Origin of the sequence: Microbacterium sp. NPDC076911, from assembly GCF_040687125.1 — a bacterium.
Taxonomy (GTDB): domain Bacteria; phylum Actinomycetota; class Actinomycetes; order Actinomycetales; family Microbacteriaceae; genus Microbacterium.
Genome location: NZ_JBFBMP010000001.1, coordinates 403,909 through 427,049, shown reverse-complemented (window position 1 = coordinate 427,049; position 23,141 = coordinate 403,909). Strand labels below are relative to the sequence as shown.

The window sequence follows — 23,141 nt, the reverse complement described above, 5'->3', positions numbered from 1 at the left end:
AGAGCCTAACCTCTGACAACGACAACCACCGAGATTGCGACACGGTCTGTGCATGGTTGTCGTTCGCTGTGCGCGCAACAAAGTGCCCCGCCGCCCATGTGGGCGGCGGGGCAGGTAGATCTAGGAGCTACTTGGTGAGCGCCGCAGGGCCACGCTTGCGCGTGCTCAGCACCTGGTCGATGAGCCCGTAGCTGAGTGCCTCATCGGCCGACAGGATCTTGTCGCGATCGATGTCTTTGTTGACCTCAGCCTGACTCTTACCCGAGTGCGCAGCCAGGGTCTCTTCGAGCCAGGTGCGCATGCGCAAGATCTCAGCGGCCTGAATCTCGATGTCGGACGCCTGTCCGTGTCCGGCCTCGCCTACGGCGGGCTGGTGAATCAGGATTCGTGCGTTTGGAAGGGCCAGCCGCTTGCCGGGAGTGCCTGCCGCCAGCAACACGGCCGCGGCAGATGCGGCTTGACCGAGCACCACGGTCTGAATCTGCGGTGCGACGAACTGCATCGTGTCGTAGATCGCCGTCATTGCGGTGAACGAGCCACCGGGCGAGTTGATGTACATGATGATGTCTCGGTCGGGATCCTGGCTTTCCAGCACCAGCAACTGCGCCATGACGTCGTCCGCCGACGCGTCGTCAACCTGCACGCCGAGGAAGATGATTCGATCCTCAAACAGCTTGTTGTAGGGATCTTGGCGCTTGTATCCATAAGCGGTGCGCTCTTCGAACTGCGGAAGAACGTAGCGGCTGCCGGGCGACTGAAGAGCCTGTGGAGCGGCGTTTCCGAAGGTAGGGGTATGCATGTGCGGTTCTCTCTCTTTCGCCTTCGAAATCAGCTTGCGTCTTCAGCGGACGTGCCGCCACCACCGACGACATCACTCAGATGCGCGCGGATGTGATCGACGAAGCCATATTCAAGAGCTTCTTCTGCGGTGAACCAACGATCGCGATCGCCGTCCGCGTTGATCTGTTCAACAGATTTACCCGTCTGCGCGGCTGTGATCTCGGCGAGTCGACGCTTCATCGAGAGAATGAGCTGGGCCTGGGTCTGGATGTCGCTCGAGGTGCCACCGAAACCGCCGTGTGGCTGGTGAAGCAGCACGCGTGCGTTGGGCGTGATGTATCGCTTGCCCTTCGTGCCGCTGGTAAGCAGCAGCTGGCCCATCGAAGCGGCCATACCGATGCCTACGGTCACGATGTCGTTCGGCACGAACTGCATGGTGTCGTAGATCGCCATTCCGGCCGTGATGGAACCGCCGGGCGAATTGATGTAGAGGTAGATGTCCTTCTCAGCGTCTTCGGCAGCGAGAAGCAGAATCTTCGCGCAGATCTCATTGGCGTTCTCGTCACGCACTTCAGATCCGAGCCAGATGATGCGATCTTTCAGCAGCCTGTCGAAGACACTCGTCGCCATAAGCGGTTCTGGCATGTTCACTCCTGTTTCGGTGGTCTTGACAACGAATCTACCGGCGCAAGCGCCGTGACCCGCCCGTGTTCGCCCTGGGCAGAGCGGATGAAAAACTAAGGGGTGGATGCCGCAGCATCCACCCCTCACTTTTTGTCGTATGAAACGACTACTCCTTGTCGGCAGCCGGCTTCATAGCCGGAGCCTTCTTCGCTGCAGGCTTCTTAGCCGGAGCCTTCTTAGGCGTCTCTTCAGCCTCGATCACTGCGTCAGCTTCTTCGGCTGCCTCAACGATCTCCTCGGCCTCAGCAACAACGTCTTCTTCGGCTGCCTCTTCGTCTTCCACGGCGATGAAGCCCGTCAGATCGACGGCCTTGCCGTCAGTGTCAACGACCGAGACCTTGCCCAGAGCCACGGCAAGTGCCTTGTTGCGCGCAACTTCGCCGACCATGGCGGGCAGCTGGTTGTTCTCCTGCAGAGCATTCACGAAGTCCTGCGGTGACATGCCGTACTGAGCCGAGGACTGCACGAGGTACTGCGTGAGTTCGTCCTGCGACACCTGCACGTTGACGCTCTCCGCAATCTTGTCGAGCAGCATCTGAGTCTTGAACTGCTTCTCGCTCGCCTCGGCGACCTCAGCGCGGTGCTCGTCGTCTTCGAGGCGGTTTTCGCCCTCGAGGTGGTTGTTGACCTCGTCGTCGATGAGCTGCTGTGGAACCGGAATCTCGACGGTCTCAAGAAGCTGCTCGATGAGCTTGTCGCGCGCTGCAGAGCCCTGCGTGAAGACCGACTGCTGACCGACCTTCTCGCTCAGGCTGTCGCGCAATTCTGCGATGGTGTCGAATTCGCTGGCGATCTGTGCGAAGTCGTCGTCGGCTTCAGGAAGCTCACGCTCCTTGACGGCCTTGACAGTAACCGCAACTTCAGCCTCTTCACCGGCGTGGTCGCCGCCGACAAGCTTCGAGCGGAACGTGGTGTCCTCACCCGCGGTGAGTGACTCGATCGCTTCGTCGATGCCCTCGAGCAATTCGCCCGAGCCGAGCTCATACGACACGCCCTCTGCGCGGTCAATCTCGTTGCCGTCGATCGCTGCGACCAGGTCGAGCTCAACGAAGTCGCCGGTTGCTGCCGGACGATCAACCGGCACAAGAGTGCCGAAGCGAGCGCGAAGCGTGTTGAGCTCTTCGTCAATCGCAGCTTCGTCGATCTCTACGGCGTCGACCTCGATTGTGGTTCCCTCGAATGCGGGCAGGTCGAACTCGGGGCGAACATCGACCTCGATCTCAACCTTGAGGTCGCCCGAGAAGTCCTTCTCGGCGGGCCATTCGATGACCTCAGCGTTGGGACGGCCCATGACGCGCAACTCGTTCGCGGTCACGGCCTCGCGGTAGTAGTTGTCGAGGCCTTCGCTCACAGCGTGCTCGAGAACGGCAACGCGACCGACGCGCTGGTCAATGATCGGAGCCGGTACCTTGCCCTTACGGAATCCAGGAATCTGGATGTCCTTCGCAATGTGCTCGTACGCGTGAGCGATGCTCGGCTTGAGCTCTTCCGGGCTTACCGTGATGTGGAGCTTGACCCGAGTAGGGCTGAGCGTCTCGACGGTGCTGTTCACCATGCCTATTAGTTCTCCTCGTTTGGACCGCAAAATACCGCGGCGGATGAAGGTCTGTTCGCTGGATACTGTCGGGGCGACAGGATTCGAACCTGCGACTTCCCGCTCCCAAAGCGGGCGCTCTACCAAGCTGAGCTACGCCCCGGGCGGCTCCGCACACAGGTGTGTGCGATTTCGGCCCAGTGCAGTCTAGCCGACACATCTGTGCTGTCGGTCCGCGCGATGACGTGAAGATGAGAACGTGTCACGTGTGGGTCGAACTTGTGATTAGAATTGTGGATGCTGCGGGGATGTCTCTCCCGCAAAAACCCTGTCGGGCACCTGTCCGATCCGGGGCTGTAGCTTAGTGGTAAAGCCTCTGTCTTCCAAACAGATGATGCGAGTTCGATTCTCGTCAGCCCCTCCAAAGAAATTCTTGGGAGCAACCGCATTCGTTCGAGCGCTTGCGACACCATCTCGTTCGCGCTGAGAGCATCTCACTGTTCACAGCGGACGATTCACCCGATGTTGGCGATGTCTCTCCGGCTCTGCAGTGAAATGATGGTGAGCACGCCACACTGGGCGCACCCCTCATGCCAAAGGATCGCGACATGACCTCGACGAATGGCCCGATCGGGGCTGCGCCCGCTCGCAAGCTACCCAGGAAGCCCGCCTCACGACTTGCGGAGAAATGGACACACGTCGACGACGTCGACGTGTTCTACCGGGAATCACCAGTGGCTACGGCCGACAGCCGCGTCATGGCTCACATCCACGGGTTTGGTCTGTCTGGGCGCTATCTGTTGCCCACGGCCGAGATCTTGTCGGACGATTTCCACACGTATGTGCCCGACCTGCCCGGTTTCGGACGAAGCGGACGCAAGAAAGGGATGCTCGACATTCCGGATCTCGCTCATGCGACGGCTTCATTTCTCGACGACCGAGGAGTAGAGAAAGCTACTTTGGTGGGCAACTCAATGGGATGCCCGGTCATCATCGAGTTCGCGCATCACTATCCGGACAAGATCGACCGCGCTGTTCTTGTGTCCCCAGCAGGCGGCGCATTCAACCAGCCCTTGCGACGCGCCATCGGGCAATTGTCGAAGGATGCGGTGCGAGAGCCAGCGCGCATGGCGACAGTCGCTGTGCCGGACTACGTGCGCTTCGGAGTCCCGAGCACGGTGCGCCTGTTCAAGGCGCTCACCCAGTACCCGTCGCTCCAGCGCCTCCTCGAGTTGCGCATTCCCACCCTCGTCGTGCTCGGCGAACACGACCCCCTACTCCCTCACGCGCATCGAATCGACGAAGTCGCGAGCCAAGTTGACAGCCATGTGCTCGTGGTGTTGCTCGAGGGCGCTGCACACGCCATCAATTTCAGCCACCCAGGGCAACTCGCACACGTCATCAAGCTCTTCATGGATGACAAGCCGATCGTGAATGACCCGGCGTGGCCCGGCCACGTGCGGTTGTATGAAGTGCACCGCGGTACGAATCATCCGACCGCCAAGAACGACTAGCACTCACGAAGGCAGGACACGGGGAAGGATACCGATGTGAGGCCCGCAGACATTGCCGACCACCTTGACACGATCCTCAGCATGAACGACCCTGCCGCGCGCAACATCGAGATCACGCGTTGCTACTGCGCGATCTCTGATTCACTGGCAGAGGTCTTGGGCTCACATGACCTGAACTGGTTCAGTTTTGGTGCCTGGGCAAGCGCAACCGCAGGGCGAGCGATACGCGGAGAATCCCTTCCTGTCGACTGGGGCACCAGCGTGAGCGTAGCCGCCGGAAACCTCGCAATCATTGCCGATGTCGCACCGCCCTTCATTCGCTGGCTAGAAGAGATTCACCGGCACGGTGGTGCAAATCAGGCCGCTCTTGGCGCGACGCTCGAACATCCGAGCCTTATGTCGGCGCCGCAATTGAAAGCTGCACTCGTTGCGTACCAGCTCGCCATCGACTTGCGAGCGGTCGACGAAGGAAATCTGGATGTGGAGTCCGATCGCGCCGCGGCGCAGCTTGTTCTGCTCGGCAACGTGCTCATCGGGGCTCATGAGCAAGCACTCGTGGACGAGTTTATCGACGTGGCAATGCCACTCGGCGGAATTTTCGGTCTCGTGACGACACGCTTCGTTTCCATCGAGACCCCCGACGGCTCAATTGACGTCTGTCGGGACGTGCCACCGCCGAGGTATCTCGCGGGTGCGAGGTTTCCCCTAGTACTCGATTCGCTCGCAAACCCGGACCTTGTCGCGCTCGCGCTACGCTTCGGCCAATCGCCGACCAACGATGTCTCTGCCTCCAATGCCCTGAGCTGGGAATCCTACGACGAACGAATGGGATTCATTCTGACGTTCTTCCGTGCTTATCAGCGCGACGCTCGATTCTTCGTCGTGCCGGCGGAGGTCATCGGCGCCTAGAGGGCAACTGCCTGCTCATGTGCCGCGAGATGGGCGCGATAGGTCTGAGCGTTCTGAAGAATCCCCTCGCGCTCTTCGAGAGATAGCTCGCGCCGCACTTTGGCAGGGACGCCTGCAACCAGTGACCCGGGTGGCACCACGGTGCCCTCGAGTACGACAGCACCGGCCGCAACCAGGCTTCCCGCGCCGATCACAGCGCCCGTGAGTACCACACTTCCCATCCCGATCAACGAGCCGTCACCAATAGTGCAGCCGTGCACGACAGCGTTGTGGCCGACCGATACGTTTTCGCCGATGAACAGCGGAGAACCGCTGTCTACATGCACCGAAACGTTGTCTTGTACGTTGCTACCCGCGCCGATCGTGATGAAGTCGCTGTCAGCACGCAACACAGCGTTGTACCAAACACTCGCACCTTCGCCCAGAGTGACCGCACCGATGAGACGGGCGCCGGTGGCAATGAAGGCCTCCGGGTGAATGTCGGGAGCATGCCCTCCGACAGAAAGCATCGTGGCGCCGGCAGCAAGAGTCATGCCACCGACAATACGGGGCACGACGCTAGCGCGCAGCTAGCGCGGCCGTTACGGCTTGCTCATACCAGGGCGCGAGAGAATCTGCGAAAGTCACGGTCAAGTGATCTTGATCGCGGTAGATATTCGCCCCTCCCACGACCGTGCCGCACACTTCAGGACCACAAAAGACATCGGTGAAGTCGAGCAGCGTGACCCCTTCAACTCCTTCGGCAGCGCCGCGCAGGGGGTCTTCCTGAACCAACACGTCATCGCGTGCACCGACGCAGGTGGCAGCGTCCCTCGTTCGCAAACACTTGTTCGGGTCGGTCTCCCACACGGGATTATCGACAACAGTAATGACCGGCGTGCCTTTGTCGAGCACCTCCGACCATGCTTCTCGGTAGCCAGCAACTGCGGCATCGTAGGAAGAATCAAACCCCGCAGCCGAATAAGGGGTTGTCGCTATCGCCGCAGTGAACACCGCGTCGAGGTTCTCATCGGCAATCGCCGCGCGCACCGAGTCGCGCCATTGCGTGCAGGCTTCGCCGAACGCACCCGGTGCAGAAAGCGGCGTGGTGTTCCAGGGGCATGCGCCCTTGAACCACGTCACAAGCTGCCAGCCATTCTCATCAGCCAACTGCTGAAAAGTCGAGAGCAACTGATACGCATGGCTATCCCCCACCAGCGCTACGCGCGGTGCGTCAGGATCGGCAGCACCGAACGTGCATGACACCGGACGCGAATCGGTTAGCTGAACAAAGCACTGCTCGTCTGCCGGCCTATCCACGCCCGCGAAGCCCGGTGCTGGCAACACGGAGTCACCGAAATCAACCTCAGCACACGATTCGTCAAGTACCGCTGCGGCGCCAAAACAGGTGGGCGGATCATCACGGAGTTCTTCGAGCCCACGCACGCCAGCGGCATAGGCCGGGGCGTTGACACCCCAGGCCCCGACAGCAACGATGGCGACAAGCAACATCGCTCCGAGAGAAGAGAACAGCGTCACGCGTGGCGGCCGAGTGGTCAAGACTTTCCATCTTCGCGCAGGGTCTTCGACGAACCGCTTCGTCAACCACGCGAGAACGAAGCAAAGCGCTAGCAAGGCGAGCCGGTGATAGATCGTGAGTCCCCAAAACGGCACCGAAGGCGCGATGATGATCAGCGGCCAGTGCCAGAGGTACAGCGAGTACGAGATGTCACCAACGAACTGGGCCGGGCGAATCGCCAGTACGCGTGTGGGATACCACCAGTGCTCCGTGTTCGACGCTGCAATCACCGCCGCTGCGCCCAAGGTAGGTATTGCTGCCATATAGCCCGGGAACGGCGTTTGGCCATCGAATTGCAGCGCGGAGTACACAATCGCAGCGATTCCCGCCCATCCGAGAACAAAGCTTCCCAGCGCGTGCTTCACTCGCAACCACGGCACTAGCGCGATCATCGCCCCCACGCCGAACTGCCACATGCGGCCGAACGTCACGAAATAGGCCGGAGCTGGGTCGCTGATCGTGAAAACGACGCAGAAGACGAACGATGCCACCGAGATCACCGCGAGCGTGACGATGATTGCCTTTCGGCGTGCCCCCGAAAACCACTTGACGCCGATCCATGCCGCGAGAAGCATGAGTAGCGGCCACATCACGTAGAACTGCTCTTCTAGTGAAAGCGACCAATAGTGCTGAACAGTCGTGGGGTCACCGGAATGATTCAGGTAGTCAGCCGAGTTGATCGCCAAGTACCAGTTCTCAACATAAAAGGTCGACGCCAAGATCTCGCGCACCTCATTTGGCAAAGCCGAGGTGGGTGTGAGGTACGGCGACATTGCGACGATCGCGGAAAACAGCAGCACGAGAAGAGATGCAGGCAACAAGCGACGCGCGCGTCGGGCCCAGAATTGCCCCAGTCGAACTGTGCCCGTTGCGGTCAATTCGCGCATCAGGTGGGCCGTGATTAAAAACCCCGAGATGACGAAGAAGATATCAACGCCGACGTAACCACCGGTGAGGCGACCAGGCCAAAAGTGGTAAAGCACGACGCAGAGCACAGCGATCGCACGAAGGCCCTGCACATGGGGCAAGAAGGTCGTCACCGCTTGGTGTTCGGGTGAGGTTGACACCGCGCGCGAAGAGCGAAGCTCGTGATCAGCAGAAGGCACGCCTCGACGTTAGTCGTTGGTGCAGCCATCCCAGGTAGCGACTAACGATGCAGCTCGTTTTGGTTAGCCGAGCCTTGTCTTGCTTGCGGAATTTCCAAGGCTGAGTAGCGTTACACAAGACGAGACAGATCCGCCCCAACCGGGGCAATTTGATCTGAGATGGAGGCGCTCAACATGAGCAAGACGCAAACTACCGCAGCCACAGCCGCAGACCCGAACGCCGCGGCCGCAGCAGCCCAATTCTTGACCCCCGTCGTCATTGGCCTGCAGTCCCTTGCCGTAAACGGCAAGCAAGCGCACTGGAATGTTCGCGGCGCGAACTTCATTGCAATCCACGAGCTTCTTGACACGATCGTCACCAACGCGCAGAACGGCGCGGATACCGCTGCCGAGCGAATCGTCGCTCTCGGACTGCCCGTAGACGCACGTGTTTCCACGGTTGCCGACAAAGCTGCCAAGACCGCCGTCGCAGCGGGGTTCGCACAGTGGGATGACACAGTTCGCTCGGTCATCTCCGATATGGACGCAGTGATCGCCGACGTGAAGGCAGCCGTCGACGGTCTGGACGAGTTCGATCTGACGAGCCAGGACGTTGCTATCGGCATCATGCAGTCCCTCGAGAAGGACCGCTGGTTCCTCTTCGCGCACGTCGCGGCATAACCACAAAAGCACGACGGCCTTCAACTCACGAGTTGAAGGCCGTTGTGCTTGGTCGTCCGGGCTCTCTAGCCGAGATGAGTGAGCCCACCCTCGAGCATGGTCGCGAGCACATCCATCGACCGCAGCCCGCTCTCATCTGCAGTCAACGGGTTCTGTGCACACAGCACGAGATCGGCAACCGCGCCCGGTTCAATCCGGGCAACGCTGGCAGAGCCACCGTGGGTAGAAGCTCCCAGAGCCGCCTTCACGTCTACCCGCTGATGATCCTGCCACGCAGGGCGGCCATCTCGAGTACGGAAGACCGCGGCAGCAATACCCGCCCACGGATCCAACGGTGAGACAGGCGCATCCGAGCCAAAGAGCAGATTAACACCGCCATCGACCAGCGCGCGCAGCGGGTATGGCTGCGCCGTTTGCGTCTGCCAGATCGTGTCGGCCAGATCACGGTCGTCAATAGCGTGCTCGGGTTGCACGCTCGCGCCGACCCCCAGCCGAGCAAAGCGCGGAATGTCCGCGTGGGAGACCAACTGCGCATGTTCGATCGTTCCCCACGCGCCGGTGGTCGCGAATGCGTCAAGGGCGTGAGAGTTGGCAACGTCGCCGATGGCATGAATAGCGCAGGCGAGGCCCGAGACTGTCGCCCGAGTCATCAGATCCACGAGCGTCGCCGGGTCGATAGTGAGCAGACCATGATTGTCTGCATCATCCGGGTACGCATGCGAACATGCCGCAGTGCGCGTGCCGAGCGAGCCGTCTGTAATGACCTTCATCGGGCCCACCCGCGCGAGATGAGAGTTCGATCCTCGCGCATCGTCGCCTGTCTGCAGTCCCTCGGAGATAGCGCGATCGAGGTCGTGCGGATAGATTCCAAACTCCACGCGCAGGGTGTCGAAGCCGCTCGCCATCCGCCGTGCCCACGCTTCTTCGTTCCACGCCATATCGAGATCGACGAGGCCGACAATACCCTTGGACGCTGCTTCCGCCGCCATTCGCGACACGAGCGGATCGCTCACGTCGGCGGGCACAGCGTTCAGTCTCCGCGATATCTCGAAAGCGGGCTCTTCGCGCAGCATTCCTGATGCATCTGGCTCGAAGCCCTCGCGGCGCAACGCTGCCCAATTGAGCCACACACTGTGCACGTCGGCATTGATGAGGTAGGTCGGCACCATTCCTGTGACAGCGTCGAGCATCTCGAGGGTAGGTTCGTCCGGCCAGAAGGCGTCGCGAAAGCCGCTGCCGACACGTCGGCCATCCTCTCGAATGGGCGCAGTGCTCATGATGTGCGCCGCGTGCGCCGCCGACGTGGCATGTCCTAGAGCCTGACGTGTGGATTCGAGCGCCCATTGCATGACATGAACATGATGGTCCCATAGGCCAGGAATCAACCACGCGCCCTGAGCGTCGAGCACCCGACCAGTGTGAGCTATGGCGCCAGCCGATGAGATATCGACAACGAGCCCGTTCGCAATGTGAACGTCAACCACGTCACTGCCGAATGGGTCGACTCGTTCTGCGCCGCTCAGTCGCGCGTTCGCGACAACGGACACGCGCTCGCTGTTACCCAGGCTCATCGTGCACTCTTTCGCGTTTCGAGGTCGCGTTTCACTTCATCTGTGACACGCGGGTCAGCGTATGGTCCAGCGGCGACGCATGGCACAAAGCTCGGGTTTTGTCGCATGTGCCCAGCCTAGGGTTTGCGTCAGGCTTGGCAGCGCGGGCACCAGTAGAGCTTGCGTCCCGCGGCTTGTTCCACCACGATCGCTGTTGCGCACACCCGACAAGGCAACCCGGCACGGTGATAGACCCAGTGTCTGTCATCTCTGCTCGCCATGGCACGGCGATACGCTTCGGAATCCAGGTCGTCCATGGTCATCATCTGGCCGGTCTCGACGCCGATAGCAAGCATCCGCACCCAATCGCGCCAGAGCCCTCGCACCACGTTCTCGCGCACCTCTCGGCCGGGGGTATGTGGGTTCTGTTGCGCGCGAAACAGCAGCTCGGCGCGGTACACATTGCCGATGCCGCTGACCACGGACTGATCCATTAGCAGCAGGCCGATGGGGGTGGGCTTGCGCAACACCACCTCAGTGAAGCGCTCTTCGCCGTCGGAGACATCACCGACGAGCGGATCAGGCCCGAGCTTGTCGATCACCGCGGCGACCTCATCCGGCGTCTGGATAGCGCAGGCAGTAGGGCCGCGAAGATCGGCACAGGTGCGATCTGTCAATAGACGAAGCCGCACCTGCCCGACAGGTGGTGGCGGCCACTCCTCGCCATCTTCGCCCGCAAGACCCCTCGTCTGCTCTGACATACGCACGCGAACGCGCGCGCGCCGAGGCGCACCTATGGAAGACAGGGAGTTTTCACCCGTAGCATCCATGATCGGTTCAGCAACGCCCGTGCCCCGCTGGTTGGTCTGCCCCATGCGGCCGTTCGCAGCTGCGATCGTCGGATCGGTAAGAATCTCGCCGGCAAAGTCCCACGCGCCGTACATTCCCAGATGAACTCGGAGCCAGAACGACTCATCGAACTCTAGGAACATCTGCTTTCCCACGGCACGCACGGATGTCGCTGTGCAGCCGTCGATCATGGCGGCGCCCTCAGCGAATCGACCTTGCGGGCTCGACGCGTTGAGTCTCTGACCAACAAAATTGCGATCGAACTGACGGGCGATGCGGTGTACGGAGTGCCCCTCGGGCATATGGGCTCAGCCTGCTTCGGGGTCGAAGAAGTCCGGTTCGCGAGGATCCGGCTGCAACGAACCATCGGTTTCGAATGCGGCAAGCTGCGCGATGCGGCGCGCGTGGCGCTCGTCGCCAGAGAACAGCGTGTTGACGAAGCGGTCAATGAACTGTGCAACCTGTTCGAACGTGTGCTGGCGAGCGCCGATCGCGATCACGTTGGCGTCATTGTGCTCGCGCGCAAGCTCAGCGGTAGCGAGGCTCCACACCAGCGCGGCGCGAATTCCTCGCACTTTGTTGGCCGCCATCTGCTCGCCATTGCCCGAGCCGCCAAACACCACTCCCAATGACTCGACGCCTGCGTTCTGATCAGTGACTACTGCCTGGGCCGCCCTGATGCAGAATGACGGGTAGTCATCGAGAGGGTCGTACTCAACGGGACCATGATCCACGACCTCGTGGCCGCCAGCCGCGAGGTGGTGCTGAAGTTGGGTAGAGAATTCGAGGCCGGCATGATCGGTCGCGAGGTGAATGCGCATGGGCTTAATCCTAGAGATTGTGAAAGGGAAGTAGATCAGTGCGGTGTCAGGGAGCAATCCCCGCGGCAGCAGGCTTGAACCCGGCACGAACGTTCTCACAGCACGCCGGGCGACACACATCGAACCATGGACCGAGATCTGTGGCGTGCGGCCGATCGCTGCCGGGAGTTCCGTTCAGACGTTCCACCACGAGGTCAACGAGACCGCTGACGAATACCGGGTCGATGCCGGGCGTGGGTGTTCGCACGGACTTCAGCCCAGCTTCACTGGCAGCATCGGTAGCCTCAGTGTCGAGGTCCCAAAGCACCTCCATATGATCGCTCATGAAGCCGAGCGGAACGATGGCTACAGCTTCGATGCCGCTGCCCGGGAGTTCCGCGATCACGTCGTTGACGTCCGGCTCCAACCACGGCTGCGAGGGCGGACCTGAGCGTGACTGGTACACGAGCTCCCAACCGACATCAGCCGCTGCGGGCAGGTCGGCTCTGACTGCAGCCATCACGCTCTCAGCCACCGCGAGGTGCTGTGCGGCATAGGCGCCGCCCTCACCGAAGTCGATGTCGCGTGGGCCGGAGCGATCTGCGTCTGCCGTGGGAATGCTGTGAGTCGAGAACAGCACACGAATCGCTGCCGGGTCGATGTCGTCGTTGACGAATGAGGCCACCGCGTCTCGCACACCGTCAATGAAAGGCTGCACGAATCCGGGGTGATCGAAGAACTGACGCACTTTGTCGATCGTCATGGTGGACGCCAGCCCGGTCTCATCGAGCACCCGGGCAAAGTCCTCCCGGTACTGACGACAACTCGAGAATGAAGAGTATGCGCTGGTCGCAAGCGCGAGCAGCTTTCTATCGCCGGCGACATCGGCTTCTCTGACCGCATCTTGAAGGTAAGGCGACCAGTTGCGATTGCCCCAATACACCGGCAGGTCAATAGCGCGACGCTTGAGCTCAGCTTCTAGCGCGGTCTTCAGAGCGCGGTTTTGAGCATTGATGGGGCTGATGCCGCCAAAGTGGCGATAGTGATGGGCAACTTCTTCGAGTCGCTCATCGGGAATACCGCGACCCCGCGTGACATTCCGCAGAAACGGGATCACATCTTCCTGTCCCTCGGGCCCGCCGAAGCCAGCGAGCAGAATGCCGTCGTAGGCAACCGGTACCTCAACATGAGCGGGCCCAATTGAGGCCTCAACAGACGCATAGGGCACGGTCGTGGCACGAGTTGATGTTGACGCTGATTCGTGTTGCTGATGCGAAGTCACCAGACCATCCTGACACCCCGCACCGAGCAGCGGACCGCGCTCAAGGTTTCACGTAGGCTTGTACGGTTGCCGTCGGCGCCAGCAGCGCCTCATCGCGGCATCCCACCCACACCCACGGGAGCATTTCAGTGCCAGGAGAAAACCTTACCCGCATCGAGGCGCAAGAGCGCCGAGCGATCCTTTCGACCGAGTCGTATGAGATTGCACTCGACCTAACGAAGGGTGCCCAGGTCTTCGGATCGCGGACCGTCGTGCGATTCACCGCCACTGCAGGGGCTTCAACCTTCATCGATCTGATCGCTCGCGATGTGCACGAGATCGTTCTCAACGGCGTCGCGATCGACGCCGCATCGGCCTTCGCCGATTCACGAATCGCCTTGGAGAACCTCGCCGAGCACAACGAACTTGTCGTCGACGCTTCCTGCGTCTACACCAACACCGGTGAAGGACTCCACCGTTTCGTCGATCCGGTCGACGGCGAGGTGTATCTCTACACGCAGTTCGAGGTTCCCGACTCGCGGCGTGTCTTCGCTGCTTTCGAGCAACCTGATCTGAAGGCGACCTTCCAGTTCAGTGTGACTGCGCCTGAACAGTGGCAGGTAGTATCCAACTCCCCCACCCCTAAGCCAGCACCCCTCGGCGATGGGAACGCGACATGGTCCTTCGCCCCCACTCCTCGCATCTCGTCATACATAACAGCGCTTGTCGCTGGACCCTACGAGTCCACCTTCTCGGAACTGACCAGCGCATCAGGCCGAGTGATCCCCCTTGGTGTGTTCGCGCGCAAGAGCTTGTGGCAGCACCTCGACGCTGAGTACATCTTCGAAAAGACGCGTCAGGGTTTCGAGTACTACGAAGCCAAGTTTGATTACCCCTACCCGTTCGAGAAGTACGACCAGCTCTTCGTCCCCGAGTTCAACGCGGGTGCGATGGAGAACGCCGGCGCGGTCACGTTCACCGAGACCTACGTTTTCCGCAGCAAGGTCACTGATGCCGTAAAGGAACGACGAGTCGTCACCATCCTTCACGAGCTCGCCCACATGTGGTTCGGAGATCTCGTCACCATGAAGTGGTGGAACGGACTCTGGCTGAACGAATCCTTCGCAGAATGGGCGTCAACGATCGCCACCGCTGAGGCCACAGAGTGGACCGAAGCATGGACCACATTCAACGCCATGGAGAAGACCTGGGCGTACCGTCAAGATCAGCTACCTTCGACCCACCCGGTGATTGCAGAGATCACCGACCTCGAAGACGTGCAAGTCAATTTTGATGGCATCACCTATGCCAAGGGCGGATCGGTACTCAAACAGCTCGCGGCTTGGGTGGGCATCGAACAGTTCTTTGCCGGTGTCGCGGCCTATTTCAAGAAGAACGAGTGGTCCAACACCGAGATGTCTGATCTGTTAGTCGAGCTCGAAGCGACGAGCGGCCGTGAGCTCACCTCGTGGTCGAAGAAGTGGCTCGAGACCGCTGGCGTGAACACGCTCTCCCCCGAGATCGTGACAGATTCCGACGGCGTGATCACTCGGTTCGCCATCGTGCAGACGGCTCCCGCTGACTACCCGACCATTCGCCCGCACCGATTGGGGGTTGGCTTCTATAGCCTTACCGACGGTGCGCTCGTTCGGGTGCATCACGTCGAGCTCGACGTCGACGGCGACCTCACCGAGGTGCCCGAGCTGAAGGGGCAGGTTCGCCCCGATCTCGTGTTGCTGAACGACGAAGACCTCGCCTACGCGAAGATCCGTCTCGATGACCGTTCACTCGAGACGGCCATCAACCATCTCGCCAAAATCAGCGACCCGCTGGCTCGATCGCTCGTATGGGGCGCTGCGTGGGATCAGACCCGCGACGCTGAGGCTTCAGCCAGCGATTACATCGACCTCGTTCTGGGCAACATCGGCTCTGAAACCGAATCGACGACAGTGCGCACCACGGTCGGACAGCTGCAGCTGGCGGCCAACTCGTACGTCGCCCGTGAGAAGCGAGCCGCGACCCGCGAGAAGGTCGCGTCATCGCTGTGGGCGCTCGCGCAAGCCGCCGATGCTGGCAGCGACAGCCAGTTGCAGTTCGTCACGTCATTCGCGAGTGCTGCCTCCACTGGGGCGCAGTTGGCCACTATCGCTGACATTCGCAACGGCGAGATTGTGCTTGACGGCCTGGAGATCGATACGGACCTGTCGTGGCAACTGCTGGTCTCGCTGGCGGCCGGTGGAAAAGTGACAGCAGAAGAGATCGATGCTGCCCTCGCCGCAGACAACACCGCAAAGGGCGCAGATTTCGCCGCTCAGGCTCGAGCAAGCATCCCCACTATTGAAGCGAAGCGGGCCGCATGGGCCTCGCTCGTCGACAACGCCGATCTACCAAACACGATCGTCCGAGTGATCACGATCGGGCTCACCAATCCCTCGAGCATCGAGGTGCTGCCAGCATTCATCGAGCCATACTTCGAGATGTTGCTGCCGATGTGGTCGTCGCGCACCTACAAGATCGCCGAGTACCTGGTTGCCGGGCTCTATCCTGCTGCACTCGCGAGCACAGAATTGCGCGACGCAACCCGCGAGTGGCTGATGGCCAACAGCGATGCTCCCGCGGCCTTGCGCAGACTCGTGGCAGAGAACCTCGCGGGCGTTGAACGCGCACTCAGCGTGCAGGCTCGCGACGCACAGTAGAACTCATACGGATGCCTCGGCTCGTACACAGGTACGGCCGAGGCATCCGTCATTAGGATCATGACGATGAGCACCCTCTATTCGACAGACACCAGCGACGTCACTGACCCGCTGTTCTGGTCAGCGTTCTGGCCAAATATGGGTGCGTTCTTCACCGAACTCGGCGTCAAGCTTGCAAGCGTCGCACTGATCGTGCTCGGCGCGTTTCTGCTCTCGTGGATACTCCGTGTGATCATTCGTCGCGTCGTAGCCAGGATCGTCAATGGAGCGAAGACTAAGGCTCGAGTAGAAGACACCCAAGCTCTCGAACGCTCACCCCTTGCTTCGGTGCGATTGGTTCAGCGCACCCGCACGCTCGGATCGATTCTGGTGAACATCGGCAACGTGGCGATCCTGATCATCTCGCTGCTGCTCATTGTCGGAGTGCTCGCGCCAAACGCCCTCACCTCTCTCACGTTGCTGTCTGCGGCGATCGGTGCTGGCCTAGGCTTCGGAGCCCAGAACATCGTCAAAGACGTCTTGAACGGCATGTTCATCGTTGCGGAAGACCAGATCGGCATCGGTGATGTTGTCGACCTCGGGCTCGCGTCGGGCATTGTCGAATCCGTCAGCGTGCGCGTGACTCACGTGCGGGACGTCAACGGCACTCTCTGGTACGTGCGCAACGGTGAGATCACACGCATCGGTAACCTGTCTCAGGGCTGGTCGCGCGTGATCGTTGATCTTGGCCTCCCCGTTAATGCAGACATGGATGCTGCGGAGAGTGCACTGCTCGACGCCGCAATAGAACTCGCACACGAGCCCAAATGGCGCACGCGGATCATCGAACAGCCCGAAATCTGGGGCCTTGAGTCCGTGACGGGCGACGCGCTGATCATTAGGCTGGTGATGAAGACTCGTGCGCATGCGAAGGACGATGTGGCGAGCGAACTGCGGCGGAGATTGAAGACCGCGGCCGATGAACTCGGCCTCACGCTGCCGGGTATGACCACGGTGATGCCAACGGGAATCGACGGTGCGCAACGCGTGCGCGGCGCGAACCCGCCAAAGACAAAACCCCAACCGGTCGCGGTGCCCGCTTCGTCCAAGCCAGTATGGAAACCGAAACGCACCGCAAAGCCCACACCAGAGTCCGCGGTCGATAGCGACAATAACGCGAGTTCGAAGGACGAATCATGACATCCGACGCGGAACCGATGCGTTCCTTCTACGTCGAAATCGGCGGACACGACACCTTCGTGCGTCTCGTCGACAGCTTCTACCGCGGTATTGCCGCAGACGAGGTGCTGCGCCCGATGTATCCGGAGGACGACCTCGGCCCGGCAGCACACCGCCTGACGATGTTTCTCGAACAGTACTGGGGCGGTCCGAGCACGTACAGCGAGCAACGAGGCCACCCTCGACTGCGGATGCGCCATCACGGTTTCCATGTGAATCCTGATGCACGCGACCGCTGGCTACACCACATGCGTGTAGCCGTGGACGAGCTCGAACTGTCCCCGCTGCACGAAGCCACACTCTGGGACTATCTACATCGCGCCGCCTTCGCGATGGTCAATACGTTCGAGCCGACTGGCATCGGCCCCGATACCGACGGGCGCGGTGCTGCGTCCATTCCCTTGATCGCTGAGTCGCCGCACGACGGCGCGCCCTCTTAGCTCCACCTGCCTCACTCACCTCGACATTGGAGTCGATATGCCGACCACTTCGCACACCGCCGACATTCTCGTGATCGGCTGGGGGCTCGCCGGGCTCGTTGCCGCGAGTGAAGCGCTCGAGGCTGGCAAGCGAGTCATCATCGTCGACCAGGAACCACGCACGAACCTGGGAGGCCAGGCCTGGTGGTCATTCGGCGGGCTCTTCTTTGTCGACTCGCCGGAGCAACGCCGAATGGGCATTAAGGATTCTCTCGAGCTCGCACACCAGGACTGGTTTGCCACCGCGGGCTTTGATCGCAACGAAGATGCCTGGCCAAAGCGGTGGGCAGAGGCATATCTACAATTCGCGCACACGGAAAAGCGATCGTGGCTGCGGGAAAAGGGCGTCCGATTCTTTCCCGTCGTCGGGTGGGCAGAGCGTGGCGGGTACACCGCCCTCGGGCCCGGCAACTCAGTGCCACGGTTTCACATCACCTGGGGCACCGGCCCGGGTTTGCTAGCCCCGTTTCGCGCGGCCATCGAAACGGGAGAGGCGCAGGGAAGAGTCACTGTTCTCCCCCGCCATCGGGTCAGCTCACTCACGGTCACCAATGGCACCGTTGTCGGGGCAGCAGGAGAAGTGCTGGCGCCATCAGGCGCAGCGCGTGGCTTCGCCTCGTCGCGCGACGCAGTCGGTGCTTTCACGATCTCCGCGGCAGCGACAGTCGTCTCGGCCGGTGGTATCGGCGGCAACCATGAGCTTGTCCGCAACCACTGGCCCTCACGTCTTGGGAGTCCGCCCGAAAAGATGATCACCGGCGTACCTGCCTACGTCGATGGTTCGATGCTGGCGACCTCTGAGAACGCGGGCGCAAATCTCATCAATGGCGATCGTATGTGGCACTACGTCGAAGGAATCGAGAACTTCGATCCCGTGTGGCCCCAGCACGGCATCCGCATTCTTCCCGGACCTTCGTCGCTATGGCTGGATGCCACTGGCAAGCGACTGCCGGTGCCGCTATTTCCTGGCTTCGACACGCTCGGTACACTCGCACATCTGCGCGCCACTGGTCATGATCATTCCTGGTTCGTGCTTTCAAAGAAGATCATCGAGAAGGAATTCACGCTCTCAGGCAGCGAGCAGAACCCTGACCTCACCGGCAAAGACATCTCGCTCCTGATCAAATCGAGGCTCGGCAAGGGCGCCGCGGGTCCGGTGCAAGCGTTTATGGATAACGGCGCCGACTTCGTCGTGCGTGACACCCTCGACGAGTTGATTAGCGGCATGAAGGCGCTTCCAGGGGGCGAGGCGTTGAATGCAGCAACCGTGCGAGCCGAGGTTGAGGCTCGTGACCGCGAAATGGAGAACGACTTCACGAAAGACTCGCAGATCGCGATGCTCCGTGCTGCTCGCTCTTACCGCGGTGACAGACTCATCCGCACTGCCCCTCCGCATCGAATCACCGATCCTTCAGCCGGTCCCTTGATCGCCGTGAAGCTGCACGTGCTGACAAGAAAGTCACTCGGTGGCATCGAAACAGATCTGGAATCACGCGCGTTGGGCGCGCGCGGCGAACCTATCCCGGGTCTGTACGCCGCCGGAGAGTCAAGCGGCTTCGGAGGGGGCGGGATGCACGGCTATCGCGCGCTCGAAGGCACGTTTGTCGGGGGATGTCTGTTCTCTGGACGCACCGCTGGCCGTGCGATGGCTGCTGCCGTCTGAGGGCGACTATGCCTTGCCCGTTGCACGCACTTCGGTAAGTCCCATTCGGCCGGGTCTGCGGATCAACACGTGACCGCGGTCTAGGGTGATGCGCGTCCACGACGCCGCAGTTCGTACCCGGGCCTGTTCCTCACCCGCGATGAATCCGAGAGCGAAAGCGGCGAAAGCGGCGCCGAGCGGTAGGCCGTTCAACTCATTGTCAGCCGCGCCCCAGACCGCCGCGCGCACGGAACGCACAACATCCTCGCCCGGGTTGGCAGGAAGCGACTGTGCCACCGTCGTGATTCCCCACTGCGCACGTGCGGCCAACGTGGCGGCAGGAATGTCATCGGCTGTAACCCATCCCGTTCTTGGTGGTGTAACGCCCGCCCACGGCTCCGACACAGCCGTCTCTGGCAGCTCTAGCGACGTCTCGTCGTCGTGAGCACGCTGAAGAGAGGATGCTGAAACTGTGACATCGCACACAAGCTCAGGATCGACCGTCAGCACTCTCATTGCCAGAACGGTCGGGGTGGCGTCCAACAGCCCACGTGGAGCCAGCGGTGCCGAGGTCATGACCAGGACTCCGTCGGAGGCACGCAGGCGCACCGCGCCATCGCCGAGAGGGCTAGTGCGGCCCACAAAGGTCATGGCATCGGCCGCGGCATCGGCTTCGGTAAATATCAAGCGCTGGGGCATCCGCCTAAAGTATCAAGGGAACGTGCGTGCCCCGTTGCACGTGAAGAACCAGCGAGATGGAGTTTTTCGTGTCAAAGGCCGCCCCCAGCGCTCCTGACGATTTCGTACCTGACCCGGATCCGGTGGGATCGCTGATGGGTGTTCTCGATCTGTCAGGCTCCGAAGCGCGCACGCGCGAAGACATCTACACCGGTTCTTCTCAACGAATGCCTCTCGGGCGTGTCTATGGCGGACAAGTCCTCGCTCAATCCGTCGTTGCCGCGGGCCGCACGATCACCGATGGGAGGGCGGTGCACTCCATGCACGGCTATTTTCTGCGGCCGGGCGATTCAGCCAGCGGCATCACTTTTTCGGTCGACCGCATTCACGACGGTCGCTCGTTCTCCACACGACGCACTCAGGCCTACCAGGATGGCGTACCCATCTTCTCGATGATCGCATCGTTCCAAGAAGAAGACCGGGGAGTAGAGCACCAGCTCGCGATGCCGACGGGAATAGACGAGCCCGAAAATCTGGCGGATGTGGAGTCAGCGATTGCAGCGTCGCACCCGCTCCCCAAACGGCTGTTTATGGACCGCCCCGTAGAGCTGCGTCATGTTGCCGCCCCGATCTATTTGACGGTCGACGATGAGCACAAGCCAAGTCAAGCCGTGTGGATGCGGATCAAGAAGCGTCTGCCCGACGACCCCGCGTTACATCAGGCGATCCTCGCGTACCTCAGCGATATGACAATTCAGGAGCCGATTCTTCGTGGCCACGGCATCGCCTGGTCTACGCGAGGACTAAAGGTAGCGAGCCTTGACCATGCGATGTGGTGGCACCGTCCGGGACGGGTCGATGAGTGGATGTTGTATGTGCAGGAGTCACCGAGCGCGCGCGGCGGACGTGGGCTTGCCACCGGTCGAATCTACTCGCGCGAAGGAGCGTTGCTGGCAAGCGTCGCCCAAGAAGTGATGGTGCGGGTTCCGTCAGGTGCTTAGCGACGGCTCACGAGCGATGCGCGAATACGATGCTCTCGCCCAGGTACGGACTCCAAACGGCCCGCTCGATCGCGCTTAGCCGTGAAGGCCGTCCGCTCGCCGCGTCGACTTTCACGATGACCGAGGTGGCACGAGCATAGACGAGTTGTTTGCGCTCCCCCGAGTGCGCACGTGGGCTGCACACCTCGTAGTTGACGTGGACACTTGACCCGCCCACTTTTCCGAACCACATCTGCACATCAAGTGGATCGCGTTGATATGGCACCGGCGCCAGGTACTCGATTTCTTGGCGCGCGATCAGCGTCAGCACACCCGATTGCAGGCTCGAATCGAGCACCGCTGTCTCTGGAGCCTGTTCACCTTCCAGCGGCGCCCAGAATGCTCGCACTCGGGCTTCTTCGAGCAGTTTCAGCATCGAAGTGTTGTTGACGTGATTGAACGCGTCGAGATCTCCCCACCGCAGATGGATCGGGATATGGAGGCGACGGCCAGTTGCCGCCGCCTCCGTGCTGATGTTGTCAGTCACGCGTCAACTTGCGATACGTGGAACGGTGCGGCGAGGCCGCTTCCGCGCCAAGGCGCACAATCTTGTTCTCTTCGTAGGCTTCGAAGTTTCCTTCAAACCAGTGCCAGTGATCAGGATGCTCGTCGGTGCCTTCGTACGCAAGGATATGGGTCGCGATGCGGTCGAGGAACCAGCGATCGTGTGTAATGACCACCGCGCAACCGGGGAACTCCAGAAGCGCGTTCTCAAGTGACTGAAGTGTCTCGACGTCGAGGTCGTTTGTGGGCTCATCGAGAAGCAGCAAGTTGCCGCCCTCTTTCAGAGTCAGTGCAAGGTTGAGACGGTTGCGCTCACCACCAGAGAGCACCCCTGCCTTCTTCTGCTGATCGGGACCCTTGAACCCAAACTTCGACACGTAGGCGCGCGAAGGTATTTCGGTTTTGCCGATGGTGATGATGTCGAGCCCGTCGGACACGACCTCCCACAACGACTTGTTCGGGTCAATGTTCGATCGAGACTGATCCACATAGCTGATCTTGACCGTCTCGCCGATCTTGAGAACGCCGCCGTCGAGCGGCTCCAGCCCGACGATTGTCTTGAACAGGGTCGTCTTACCGACACCGTTCGGCCCGATCACTCCAACGATTCCGTTCGGCGGCAGGCTGAAGCTGAGCCCGCTCATGAGCGAACGGTCATCGAACCCCTTCTCCAAGTTCTTCGCCTCAATCACGACGCCGCCCAAACGTGGGCCGGGCGGGATGGAGATCTCATCGAAGTCGAGTTTGCGCGTGCGGTCAGCTTCGGAAGCCATCTCTTCGTAGCGGGCCAGTCGCGCCTTGGACTTCGCCTGGCGTCCCTTCGAGTTTGAGCGCACCCAGTCGAGCTCTTCAGCCAGTCGCTTGGCGAGTTTGGCGTCCTTCTTGCCCTGTACGGCCAATCGCTCCGACTTTTTCTCGAGGTAAGTCGAGTAGTTGCCCTCATAGCCGATCAAACGACCCCGGTCGACTTCGGCAATCCATTCTGCGACGTTGTCCAGGAAGTACCGGTCGTGTGTGATCGCGATCACCGCGCCAGGGTACTTTTGCAGATGTTGCTCAAGCCACAGCACACTTTCGGCATCGAGGTGGTTGGTGGGCTCGTCAAGAAGAAGCAGATCGGGCTTTTGCAGCAGAAGCTTAGTGAGCGCGACGCGCCGCTTCTCACCGCCCGAAAGCGGCGCGATGGCTGCGTCGCCCGGAGGCGTGCGAAGCGCATCCATAGCCTGCTCAAGCTGCGAGTCGAGGTCCCAAGCATCGGCCGCATCGATCTCTTCTTGCAGGGTGCCCATCTCTGCCAAGAGAGCGTCGAAGTCTGCATCAGGGTCCGCCATCAGGGCTGAGATCTCGTTGAAACGATTGAGCTTCGCCTTGATAGCGATGCCGTCTTGGATGTTCTCCAATACCGTTTTGGATTCATCCAATTCCGGCTCCTGCATGAGGATTCCGACGGTGAATCCGGGACTCAGCTTCGCTTCACCGTTAGATGGGGTATCCATGCCGGCCATGATCTTGAGGATGGTCGACTTACCGGCGCCGTTGGGTCCGACCATGCCGATCTTCGCACCAGGCAAGAATGCCATGGTGACATCATCGAGGATCAGCTTCTCTCCCACAGCTTTGCGGGCACGGACCATGGAGTAGATGTATTCAGCCATACGGTTTCTGCTCTCCTTGCGCTA

The 23,141-nt window shown here is 60.9% G+C and carries 20 protein-coding genes and 2 tRNA genes; 9 read left to right on the top strand and 13 right to left on the bottom strand.

Annotated elements, in window-relative coordinates; translation table 11 throughout:
• Positions 1-127 precede the first annotated feature (127 nt).
• The 4 genes from AB0O81_RS02090 to AB0O81_RS02075 form a co-directional block, all read right to left on the bottom strand.
• Positions 128-799, bottom strand: a complete 672-nt coding sequence (locus AB0O81_RS02090; protein ID WP_363580704.1) for an ATP-dependent Clp protease proteolytic subunit — start codon at positions 797-799, stop codon at positions 128-130.
• A gap of 29 nt (positions 800-828) precedes the next feature.
• A complete protein-coding gene (locus tag AB0O81_RS02085) occupies positions 829-1,425 on the bottom strand; it encodes an ATP-dependent Clp protease proteolytic subunit (protein WP_363580702.1) in 597 nt (198 codons plus the stop codon).
• A gap of 145 nt (positions 1,426-1,570) precedes the next feature.
• Entirely contained in the window at positions 1,571-3,019 is a 1,449-nt protein-coding gene (tig, locus tag AB0O81_RS02080) for a trigger factor (protein ID WP_363580700.1), read from the bottom strand.
• A gap of 68 nt (positions 3,020-3,087) precedes the next feature.
• Positions 3,088-3,161: transfer RNA gene (locus tag AB0O81_RS02075), tRNA-Pro, on the bottom strand.
• A 187-nt stretch (positions 3,162-3,348) separates the two neighbouring features.
• On the opposite strand from AB0O81_RS02075, the gene AB0O81_RS02070 reads away from it, so the two are divergent.
• From AB0O81_RS02070 to AB0O81_RS02060, 3 genes are all read left to right on the top strand, one after another.
• A tRNA-Gly gene (locus AB0O81_RS02070) sits at positions 3,349-3,422 on the top strand.
• A 184-nt stretch (positions 3,423-3,606) separates the two neighbouring features.
• The gene (locus AB0O81_RS02065) at positions 3,607-4,512 is read left to right on the top strand and encodes an alpha/beta fold hydrolase (protein ID WP_363580698.1); all 906 of its coding nucleotides are present in this window, start codon (positions 3,607-3,609) and stop codon (positions 4,510-4,512) included.
• Between the two features lie 36 nt (positions 4,513-4,548).
• A complete protein-coding gene (locus tag AB0O81_RS02060) occupies positions 4,549-5,421 on the top strand; it encodes a hypothetical protein (protein ID WP_363580695.1) in 873 nt (290 codons plus the stop codon).
• Here the strand turns inward: AB0O81_RS02060 and AB0O81_RS02055 are convergent.
• Positions 5,418-5,954 (bottom strand): gamma carbonic anhydrase family protein, encoded by a 537-nt coding sequence (locus tag AB0O81_RS02055; protein WP_363580693.1) that lies wholly within the window; start codon positions 5,952-5,954, stop codon positions 5,418-5,420. The two genes, AB0O81_RS02060 and AB0O81_RS02055, sit on opposite strands and share 4 nt — an antisense overlap.
• A gap of 25 nt (positions 5,955-5,979) precedes the next feature.
• Positions 5,980-8,085: an acyltransferase family protein gene (locus tag AB0O81_RS02050; protein WP_363580691.1), complete on the bottom strand. Its 2,106-nt coding sequence runs from the start codon at positions 8,083-8,085 to the stop codon at positions 5,980-5,982.
• 174 nt (positions 8,086-8,259) lie between these two features.
• Between AB0O81_RS02050 and AB0O81_RS02045 the strand changes: the two genes are divergently transcribed.
• Entirely contained in the window at positions 8,260-8,745 is a 486-nt protein-coding gene (locus AB0O81_RS02045; RefSeq protein ID WP_363580689.1) for a DNA starvation/stationary phase protection protein, read from the top strand.
• A 65-nt stretch (positions 8,746-8,810) separates the two neighbouring features.
• Here AB0O81_RS02045 and AB0O81_RS02040 read toward each other — a convergent pair whose 3' ends face one another.
• The 4 genes from AB0O81_RS02040 to AB0O81_RS02025 all read right to left on the bottom strand — a co-directional run bounded on the left by AB0O81_RS02040 (position 8,811) and on the right by AB0O81_RS02025 (position 13,172).
• The gene (locus AB0O81_RS02040) at positions 8,811-10,316 is read right to left on the bottom strand and encodes an amidohydrolase family protein (RefSeq protein ID WP_363580687.1); all 1,506 of its coding nucleotides are present in this window, start codon (positions 10,314-10,316) and stop codon (positions 8,811-8,813) included.
• Positions 10,317-10,444: 128 nt separating this feature from the next.
• Entirely contained in the window at positions 10,445-11,446 is a 1,002-nt protein-coding gene (locus tag AB0O81_RS02035; protein WP_363580685.1) for a DNA-formamidopyrimidine glycosylase family protein, read from the bottom strand.
• A 6-nt stretch (positions 11,447-11,452) separates the two neighbouring features.
• Positions 11,453-11,965: a ribose-5-phosphate isomerase gene (locus tag AB0O81_RS02030; RefSeq protein WP_363580683.1), complete on the bottom strand. Its 513-nt coding sequence runs from the start codon at positions 11,963-11,965 to the stop codon at positions 11,453-11,455.
• Between the two features lie 46 nt (positions 11,966-12,011).
• Positions 12,012-13,172, bottom strand: coding sequence for a ferrochelatase (locus AB0O81_RS02025; RefSeq protein WP_363580895.1), 1,161 nt, complete (start codon positions 13,170-13,172; stop codon positions 12,012-12,014).
• Between the two features lie 182 nt (positions 13,173-13,354).
• Here AB0O81_RS02025 and pepN point away from each other — a divergent pair, with 182 nt between their 5' ends.
• From pepN to AB0O81_RS02005, 4 genes are all read left to right on the top strand, one after another.
• Positions 13,355-15,901 (top strand): aminopeptidase N, encoded by a 2,547-nt coding sequence (gene pepN, locus AB0O81_RS02020; RefSeq protein ID WP_363580682.1) that lies wholly within the window; start codon positions 13,355-13,357, stop codon positions 15,899-15,901.
• A 138-nt stretch (positions 15,902-16,039) separates the two neighbouring features.
• Positions 16,040-17,080, top strand: coding sequence for a mechanosensitive ion channel domain-containing protein (locus tag AB0O81_RS02015; RefSeq protein ID WP_363580893.1), 1,041 nt, complete (start codon positions 16,040-16,042; stop codon positions 17,078-17,080).
• Positions 17,077-17,559 carry a globin gene (locus AB0O81_RS02010; protein WP_363580680.1) on the top strand — a complete coding sequence of 161 codons (483 nt, stop codon included), beginning with the start codon at positions 17,077-17,079 and terminating at the stop codon, positions 17,557-17,559. Before AB0O81_RS02015 ends, AB0O81_RS02010 begins: the two co-directional genes overlap by 4 nt.
• A gap of 37 nt (positions 17,560-17,596) precedes the next feature.
• Positions 17,597-19,261, top strand: a complete 1,665-nt coding sequence (locus AB0O81_RS02005) for an FAD-binding dehydrogenase (RefSeq protein WP_363580678.1) — start codon at positions 17,597-17,599, stop codon at positions 19,259-19,261.
• A 6-nt stretch (positions 19,262-19,267) separates the two neighbouring features.
• Here the strand turns inward: AB0O81_RS02005 and AB0O81_RS02000 are convergent, their stop codons facing one another.
• Entirely contained in the window at positions 19,268-19,939 is a 672-nt protein-coding gene (locus AB0O81_RS02000) for a hypothetical protein (RefSeq protein ID WP_363580677.1), read from the bottom strand.
• Positions 19,940-20,073: 134 nt separating this feature from the next.
• On the opposite strand from AB0O81_RS02000, the gene AB0O81_RS01995 reads away from it, so the two are divergent.
• A complete protein-coding gene (locus tag AB0O81_RS01995; RefSeq protein WP_363580891.1) occupies positions 20,074-20,919 on the top strand; it encodes an acyl-CoA thioesterase II in 846 nt (281 codons plus the stop codon).
• A 7-nt stretch (positions 20,920-20,926) separates the two neighbouring features.
• Here AB0O81_RS01995 and AB0O81_RS01990 read toward each other — a convergent pair whose 3' ends face one another.
• A complete protein-coding gene (locus AB0O81_RS01990) occupies positions 20,927-21,445 on the bottom strand; it encodes a thioesterase family protein (protein ID WP_363580675.1) in 519 nt (172 codons plus the stop codon).
• Entirely contained in the window at positions 21,438-23,117 is a 1,680-nt protein-coding gene (gene ettA, locus AB0O81_RS01985) for an energy-dependent translational throttle protein EttA (RefSeq protein ID WP_363580673.1), read from the bottom strand. The genes AB0O81_RS01990 and ettA overlap by 8 nt, the downstream gene beginning before the upstream one ends.
• Positions 23,118-23,141 lie beyond the last annotated feature (24 nt).

Coding starts and splice junctions, on each gene's coding strand:
- AB0O81_RS02090 (WP_363580704.1), bottom strand. CDS start 799: ATGCATACCCCTACCTTCGGAAACGCCGCTCCACAGGCTCTTCAGTCG.
- AB0O81_RS02085 (WP_363580702.1), bottom strand. CDS start 1,425: ATGCCAGAACCGCTTATGGCGACGAGTGTCTTCGACAGGCTGCTGAAA.
- tig (WP_363580700.1), bottom strand. CDS start 3,019: ATGGTGAACAGCACCGTCGAGACGCTCAGCCCTACTCGGGTCAAGCTC.
- AB0O81_RS02065 (WP_363580698.1), top strand. CDS start 3,607: ATGACCTCGACGAATGGCCCGATCGGGGCTGCGCCCGCTCGCAAGCTA.
- AB0O81_RS02055 (WP_363580693.1), bottom strand. CDS start 5,954: ATGACTCTTGCTGCCGGCGCCACGATGCTTTCTGTCGGAGGGCATGCT.
- AB0O81_RS02045 (WP_363580689.1), top strand. CDS start 8,260: ATGAGCAAGACGCAAACTACCGCAGCCACAGCCGCAGACCCGAACGCC.
- AB0O81_RS02040 (WP_363580687.1), bottom strand. CDS start 10,316: ATGAGCCTGGGTAACAGCGAGCGCGTGTCCGTTGTCGCGAACGCGCGA.
- AB0O81_RS02035 (WP_363580685.1), bottom strand. CDS start 11,446: ATGCCCGAGGGGCACTCCGTACACCGCATCGCCCGTCAGTTCGATCGC.
- AB0O81_RS02030 (WP_363580683.1), bottom strand. CDS start 11,965: ATGCGCATTCACCTCGCGACCGATCATGCCGGCCTCGAATTCTCTACC.
- AB0O81_RS02015 (WP_363580893.1), top strand. CDS start 16,040: ATGGGTGCGTTCTTCACCGAACTCGGCGTCAAGCTTGCAAGCGTCGCA.
- AB0O81_RS02010 (WP_363580680.1), top strand. CDS start 17,077: ATGACATCCGACGCGGAACCGATGCGTTCCTTCTACGTCGAAATCGGC.
- AB0O81_RS02005 (WP_363580678.1), top strand. CDS start 17,597: ATGCCGACCACTTCGCACACCGCCGACATTCTCGTGATCGGCTGGGGG.
- AB0O81_RS02000 (WP_363580677.1), bottom strand. CDS start 19,939: ATGCCCCAGCGCTTGATATTTACCGAAGCCGATGCCGCGGCCGATGCC.
- AB0O81_RS01995 (WP_363580891.1), top strand. CDS start 20,074: ATGGGTGTTCTCGATCTGTCAGGCTCCGAAGCGCGCACGCGCGAAGAC.
- ettA (WP_363580673.1), bottom strand. CDS start 23,117: ATGGCTGAATACATCTACTCCATGGTCCGTGCCCGCAAAGCTGTGGGA.